Annotated in this window: 8 protein-coding genes; 6 read left to right on the forward strand and 2 right to left on the reverse strand. The window is 45.4% G+C overall.

Annotated features, from left to right (window positions below; translation table 11 throughout):
* Positions 1-332: 332 nt before the first annotated feature.
* On the reverse strand, positions 333-521 hold the full coding sequence (locus Q0954_RS32170; RefSeq protein ID WP_299465536.1) for a hypothetical protein: 189 nt from the start codon (positions 519-521) through the stop codon (positions 333-335).
* A 123-nt stretch (positions 522-644) separates the two neighbouring features.
* On the opposite strand from Q0954_RS32170, the gene Q0954_RS32175 reads away from it, so the two are divergent.
* The 6 genes from Q0954_RS32175 (at position 645) to Q0954_RS32200 (ending at position 6,258) form a co-directional block, all read left to right on the forward strand.
* Entirely contained in the window at positions 645-2,183 is a 1,539-nt protein-coding gene (locus Q0954_RS32175) for a sigma factor-like helix-turn-helix DNA-binding protein (RefSeq protein ID WP_299465539.1), read from the forward strand.
* A gap of 300 nt (positions 2,184-2,483) precedes the next feature.
* Complete coding sequence (locus Q0954_RS32180) at positions 2,484-3,134, forward strand: hypothetical protein (RefSeq protein WP_299465542.1); 651 nt, start codon at positions 2,484-2,486, stop codon at positions 3,132-3,134.
* Between the two features lie 122 nt (positions 3,135-3,256).
* Positions 3,257-3,634, forward strand: a complete 378-nt coding sequence (locus Q0954_RS32185; RefSeq protein ID WP_299465545.1) for a hypothetical protein — start codon at positions 3,257-3,259, stop codon at positions 3,632-3,634.
* Between the two features lie 404 nt (positions 3,635-4,038).
* A complete protein-coding gene (locus Q0954_RS32190) occupies positions 4,039-4,242 on the forward strand; it encodes a hypothetical protein (protein ID WP_299465548.1) in 204 nt (67 codons plus the stop codon).
* Between the two features lie 268 nt (positions 4,243-4,510).
* Entirely contained in the window at positions 4,511-4,789 is a 279-nt protein-coding gene (locus Q0954_RS32195) for a hypothetical protein (protein ID WP_299465551.1), read from the forward strand.
* 152 nt (positions 4,790-4,941) lie between these two features.
* On the forward strand, positions 4,942-6,258 hold the full coding sequence (locus tag Q0954_RS32200) for a LysM peptidoglycan-binding domain-containing protein (protein ID WP_299465554.1): 1,317 nt from the start codon (positions 4,942-4,944) through the stop codon (positions 6,256-6,258).
* Positions 6,259-6,308: 50 nt separating this feature from the next.
* Here Q0954_RS32200 and Q0954_RS32205 read toward each other — a convergent pair.
* A partial coding sequence (locus Q0954_RS32205) for a hypothetical protein (RefSeq protein ID WP_299465557.1) occupies positions 6,309-6,565 on the reverse strand: 257 nt, incomplete at its 5' end.

The following is a 6,565-nucleotide window of genomic DNA, read 5'->3' on the forward strand; positions in this document are numbered from 1 at the left end:
AAAGAGCCGTGCAGGTGTTAAGTCGGGGGAATTAAACCAGCGAGCAAGGAAGTCGGAAGACTTCCCCCTATTAAAACTTTCAAGTCTCCTTCGGAAGACTTAAAAGAGCGGTGCAATTTAGTCCAGAGTCAGTAGTCGGTAGACCATAGTCACTTCAAACCGATTCATAATTTAGTCAGTAGCGCTTTGCGCCCATTCGTAATTGACTCATTCGTAATTAGCTAAAGCAGAGCTCCCTTCGGTCGGTTCGTAATTAAACCATTCATAATTTAAGTCCATTGAAGCTCACCCCAAAAAAAAGAGGGCTCACCAAGCCCCCATTCAATACCTATCTATTTACTCCCCCACTTTTGCCAGGGCGGTACTCCCATAGCCATAGCGCTGGGTGGAGGAGGAGGGCTTTCTCCTCCATCATCCGAACCGCAACATTCCCCCCCCTTTATTTGCTGCATTTGTTGGGGGCTACAAGCATCGTTGTAAAAATCCCGCAACATTTTGCGTTGTTTACTGTTTTTTTTCATTCTTTTGTCTTTTCTTTAAAAGTGTTATACATGAAGCTTATGGGCAAAAATACTGCCTTGAGCTCAAACAAACGAAACATCTAAACTATATTCACCCAAACCACTTATTATTTAACTATAGTTATGTTATCCATTACCCTACGCCTATCCCTTGCCGGGCTTGCTCTATGCATGGTCTTTGCCTGGGCAAGTGCTCAAACAACCAACCACCCTCAACCCAAAAGCTTATACGACCGCCTCTATGCCCAGGCCTACCGGGCGGGCAATACCCAACCCGATTCGGCGATATACTATGCCCGCCAAGCCGCTACAGCTACCAAAAAACCTGCTGACCAAGCTAAAGCCCATTGGTTGATTGGGTTTTATGCCCGCAAACAAGGTTACTATGGGCTTGCCATACAGCATTACCAATACGCCTACAACTTATACAAGCAACCGATACAAAAAGCAACGATGCTTAAAAACATCGCTTTTTGTCACAAAAATGTAGGTAATTACCAGGCAGCCATCCCAATAGTCCGCCAAGCAGTGCAACGCTTCGCCAAACTTAAAGAAGTTAACTATCATATAGAAGCCCTAAACCTGCTTGCCAATTGTCATAATGCAGAAACTAATTTTGGTAATGCCCAACTTACCTATATACAAGCTGTAGAGATGGCAAAAAAACATAGTAAGCCTCAAAAATTGGCAAGCATTTATACTGATTTTGCTAATTTTAAAGAAAACCAGCACCAATACGATTCGGCGGTACATTACCAACGTTTGGCGCTAGAAGGGTTTAACGAACCCAATGCCATCAGAAAATGTACTCGTTTGGTGCGCTTGAGTTGGTATTGTATACTCAACAAAAATGCTGGGCAAGCAAGGTACTACCTCGATGAGGCGTTTCGGGTAGAGCAAAACGGAGCAGAGTGCAATGTATTGTTGTATGCCATTCAGGGCTTTTTGCTATTTGTAGAGCGCCAGGAAGCTGAAGCCCGCCAAGCTATAGAGCGTAGTGATAGCTTGCTCAAGCATTTACGCCAAAGCTCAAGCCACCCCATCCAACAAAAGTTTGCCCGTAAGCTTGCCTGCGAGATCAACCAGAGCGGCTACAAAATCTTGCAAAGTTTGTGTTTTTATAGCAACGAGCGTCCTCGTTTTGCCCCCCACAAGCAGTGGTTTGCCCAACGCCTGCAATACAGCCAACAACTCTACAACGAAATACACCTACGGGTAGCGCTGCGCGACTCGCTGGTAATAGCCCGCGCCACGCCCAGGGTAAACATAGTACGGCAAATCACCCCTTGGTGGTGGTTGGTCATGGTGGCGGCTATAGCTATAGGGGGGCTGTGGCTATACCAGGCACGTACCCAAAAAATACGCGCCGAAACCCGGCGAGTACAAGCCCAGGTCAATTTTGTGGAGACCATCAAGGCAAGCCCCGTCCAGGGAATGGGCGACCTAAGCAAGGCAGAGGTAGGCATGCTTGCCAAGATAGAACACCACCAAAAAGCCAAACTCACCGCTGACGAGGTCAGAATGTTTGTAATGGTGGTGCGGGGTGGCTATACCTACAAAGCCATTTCGTTGCGCACAAACTTTACAGAGGGCAACATAAAAACCAAAGTAAGGCGCGCCAAAAAAGCCTGTGGAGTAAGCAACCTCAAAGACCTGATGTAGAAAAAAACAAACCCCTTGCCCCTGGGTTTGCGTTGGTAACAGGGTAAGGGAGTTTGCAATCAATAGTCTCCCAAGTTTTGGTGAATGGTTTTGATCAAAGACCAGGCGCATTTGAAGGGCATAGCAGCGCTATGGCCGCAACATGCAACGAAGCATTTGGACAAAAAAATCGCTAGAAATGGGTAGCTTATTTTTTGTATGCTCCCTCAAGTTTTGTTTTACCTTTTATCAACCCAAACTCAGTCATTATGTCACAAGAAAACTACGAGCTAAAGCTTGACACCCTCCAAACGATTGCCAATGCCGAACTTGCCCCCCCCTAACCGCCCTGTAGACACAGCACTGCAAGAAGCTGAAAACCTGTTTGTATGGGCGCAAGCCGACCAAGCCGCCCTGGAGGGCATAGGCTTTGATTGGGCTACCTGGGGCGCCAACCTCCCCCTGCGTACCGGGGCACTGCGCTATGCCCAATCGCTGTGGGTGAGCGAACGCCACACCAAAGACCAAGCCGAAATGGACTGGAAAAATGCCGCCCCGGCTGCCTACGAACTACGCGATGACTTGCTCGCCAGCTTTAGGTATGCTTTTCGCAAACGCGAAGACCTGCTCAACCGGGTACGCGAGATAAGCGAGGGCAGCGGCAACGCCGACATGATACAAGACCTAAGCGACCTGAGCGCCCTGGGCAAGACCAACATGGCCGAATTGGACAAGATAAAGTTTGACCCTGCCCGCCTCGACTTTGCCGCTGCCCAAGCCGACCAACTAGCCGATATGTTGGCGCTTGCCAATGGAACCACCCAAGACACCAACCAGGCAAAACTACTACGCGATGCCGCCTTTGCCCACCTCAAAGAGGCCGTAGACGAAATACGCACGGCAGGTAAGTATGCTTTTCGCAAACAAAAAGACCGCTACCAGGGCTACACAAGCCAATACCATAAAAAATAAACCAAGTTGGTGTGCCCACCCAGTGCACCCAAAAGCGGAAATGACTACCCAATAGTTGTTTCCGCTTTTTTTGGGGCTTGGCAAGCCAGTTAAAGCCAAACAATATACTGCAGGAGTGAGCTATGTACTACAGGGAAGAAATATTATTTTGTTTTTATTGCTTATATACTACAGGGGCACCACAATTTGCTACAGGGACACCACAATTTACTACGGGGGAGTCAATGCCTACTACAGGGATGCCAATACCTGCTACAGGGGCACTATTACTTACTGCAAGGGTGCCATTGCTCGCTACAGGGGTGCCGTTGCTTACTACAGCAAACAAGCTTGCCCTACAAAGCACCTACCCACCTATACACCTTGCCTACTGTGCGGAGGGAGTTACTTTTCTTAAATCGTTTTTCTCCTTTTTAAATAATGGAGTAGTCCTCAAAAATATCCTCCCCTCTCGCTGGTGCATCCAGTCCGGCACAAGTACTTATAAACCTGTCACTTAGCCTCCATTTGAAACTTTTTGAAACCTACCTTGCAAAGAGTTTCAAGGGGTAAATTAAAAGTAAACACCCCACTTTAGCCCTTGTGTGGCTTGTTTTGCCCCCCTACTTTTGTTGCATCATAGTTTCTGATTTTGGGCGCTGAAAACCGCAGTGTGTACAATCTCAGATTCGGTTTTTCTTTAAAAACCAGAGGGTGAGTAACTACCCTCTTTCCCTCTAAGTAAATGGTGCGCCATAGTGTGGGTGTACTATTGCATGAAGCACAGCTTAAGGGGTGGTCGTTGGCTACCCTTTAGCTTATTAGTTGGGAGTTTTTTAGTCGGGAGTTGGGAGTTAAAAAAAGACTAAAAGTTAATGGCTAAATCAAAGAACAAAAAAAACTAAAACTTAACAATACGAAAAACATGAATTTATTCAGAAAGAAACGAAAACAAGCCACCCCTGAGCCTGTACCCCTTGCCCAGGCAAACAAGGCGCGCGAAGCCAAACTAGAGTATTGCCGGGAGGTGTGCGCCCGTACTATAGCCAAGCTGAGGCGGGGCGAACCCTTAAGCCCCTATGAGAAAACAATGACCGAAGCGGCTATAGAAGATTTGATCAATGGCTAAGACGATAAATGGAAGCTGATAATTGGTTGATTAGTTGATAAACAGGGAGACCCTGGCAGGCAGGGTTAGCACCCAATAAGTGGTCAAACCTAATTAGGGATAATAGTAAGTCCTGCCAGTGGTTATATTTAGTGAATAATAGCTGCTTAGAGGGTGGCTTTTGGCTGCCCTTTAGCTTTTTAGTCGGGAGTTTTTTAGTCCGGAGTCGGGAGTTGGTAGTCAGTAGTTAAAAAAAGGCTAAAAGCTAATGGCTAATAACTAAAAAACAATGACAAACAAACAACAATACCAGGCGCGGCAACTTGCCGCCGTAGAGCTAGATCGCCCCTGCCAGGCGCCTACCCTTATCAAGCTAGAAGCTATAGTAAGCATATTGCCCGATACCTGGTGGGAGCAACCCGCCGTGCGGCTCAGCCTCACCAACGGTAGCCAACACCGCATTGCTTTTGCCAGCCAACAAGCCCGTGGCGCTTTTTACAACGAGGTATGCGAGCACTTCAGCATTAGCCGCCACGAGGTAGTAGAGATGCAGTCGGAAGAAGGATGAAATAGTGGGGAGTCGGGAGTCTGTAGTCAGGAGTGGCTACGCCTCGCGCCAACAATGCAACCATTGAAACAATCAGCCGTCAGGCGGAACAATTCAACAGTTCTAACAATCTCAAAAAAAACAGTAACTTTACGTATCACAAACAGCAAGTAATGCAAGATAAAATACAACCAGAAAACAGTCAGCAACAGGCGCAAAATGAACAACAGCCTGTACAGAAAAAGCCAAAAGCCTCTCAGCCAAAAGGAGGCATAATAGCCAAACAACGCCCGATTGTCAGAGACTCAAAACCTACTATACAGGCAAAACACAGCCCTATAGTAAGAGAGCGAAAGCCTACTATACAGGCAAAGCAACGCCCTGTAAGCAAGGGGCAAACCAAGCTTCCTACTATACACACAGTAAAAAAAGGTGATACCTACAGCATGATGGCACAAAAATATGGCGTAACTGTAGAAAAGTTGCGTGCTTGGAATGGTTTTGCTGATAACGCTATACCCATAGGGGCGCAATTGCTAGTGAGTGACCCCATGAAAATGACAAACGAAGAGTTACAGAATTATTTAGACAACTTTGATCTAAATAAATATTTAAGTCAAATGGGTGCGCCAAGTATTGGTGATTCTTCTAACGCAAAACAACCCGACAAAACAGACCCCAGTGTAGTAGGTGGTTATACCCAACGAGGGCAAGTGCCGCTTGATTTTAGAGGTAAACAATTTTACGATCATGAGGGAAAACCTATTTCTGTTCAAGATTTTGTAGTTAATTCACTTGACAAGAAAAATCTAAAATCGGCAGGTGGGATAGGTTCAGGTATCTTAAGTACGAAGGATTACCTAAAGCGACAAAGGTACATTGCTAAGGTAGGCAAGGCTGCTCAGGAATATCTAAAACGTTTTGATGCTGAGTTAACCAGCAAAGGGAAGTGGGATATTATGAAGCAAGCCAATGCCTCTCGCAATGTAAATAGACCTCTTGCTAGGCAAGGGCTAAGCTTTGGTGGAAAAAACTTATCAAAAGCATTAGATCAACCAAGGGATTTGGTGTATTTATTATCTAAATATCAACAGCAAAATCCTCAAATGTCACAAGATCAGTTGGCAAGGTTAATTGTCCAGAAATCTGGTACGACGAGTAGTAGCTTGTTAAAGTTCAATAAAATATCACGCATAGCGGGCCCCGTCGGAATAGTTACAGGTTTTGGTATAGCAGCTTACAATATTTATGATGAACCAACTTTAGAAACAGTTACAGGAGAGTTGATGGCTATGCTAGGCGGAGCCACTGGTATGAGCCTGGGCATGGGGATAGTAGCCGCAGGGTTGGCTGTAGCTGGTTCGTTGCCTGCAATGGCTATTATAGCAGGAGCTGCCGTAGGTGGAATGGCACTAGGCATAGTTACAGCTACTATAGGCAAAGCTATAGGGCGTGAAGTAGGCAAGTGGTTAGATGGTTTATTTGACTAGTACAACAAACAAGGCTGAACATATCAAATAATACGTTTAGCCTTGTTTATTTACAAACTATATAAAATATCAAGTTTTACATGGTTCTCCACTATACTTATAAATTCATTCCCTATATTTTTTTGTTTTTTGAGGTTTATTTCAAGAGTAAATACACCTGTGTGATGTGTAGGTGTATCATCAGCCGCAAGTAGTGGTTTTAAGCATAAGCCAAACCAAAGCAGTAGTTTCATTAGACTTCTTGCGAAAATATTAATATTGGTTAAAAAGTTATCTTTGTAGCATGAAAGCTTCAAAATATGCTGTT

The sequence above is a fragment of the uncultured Microscilla sp. genome (genome assembly GCF_947493425.1).
In the GTDB taxonomy this organism is placed as follows: domain Bacteria; phylum Bacteroidota; class Bacteroidia; order Cytophagales; family Microscillaceae; genus Microscilla.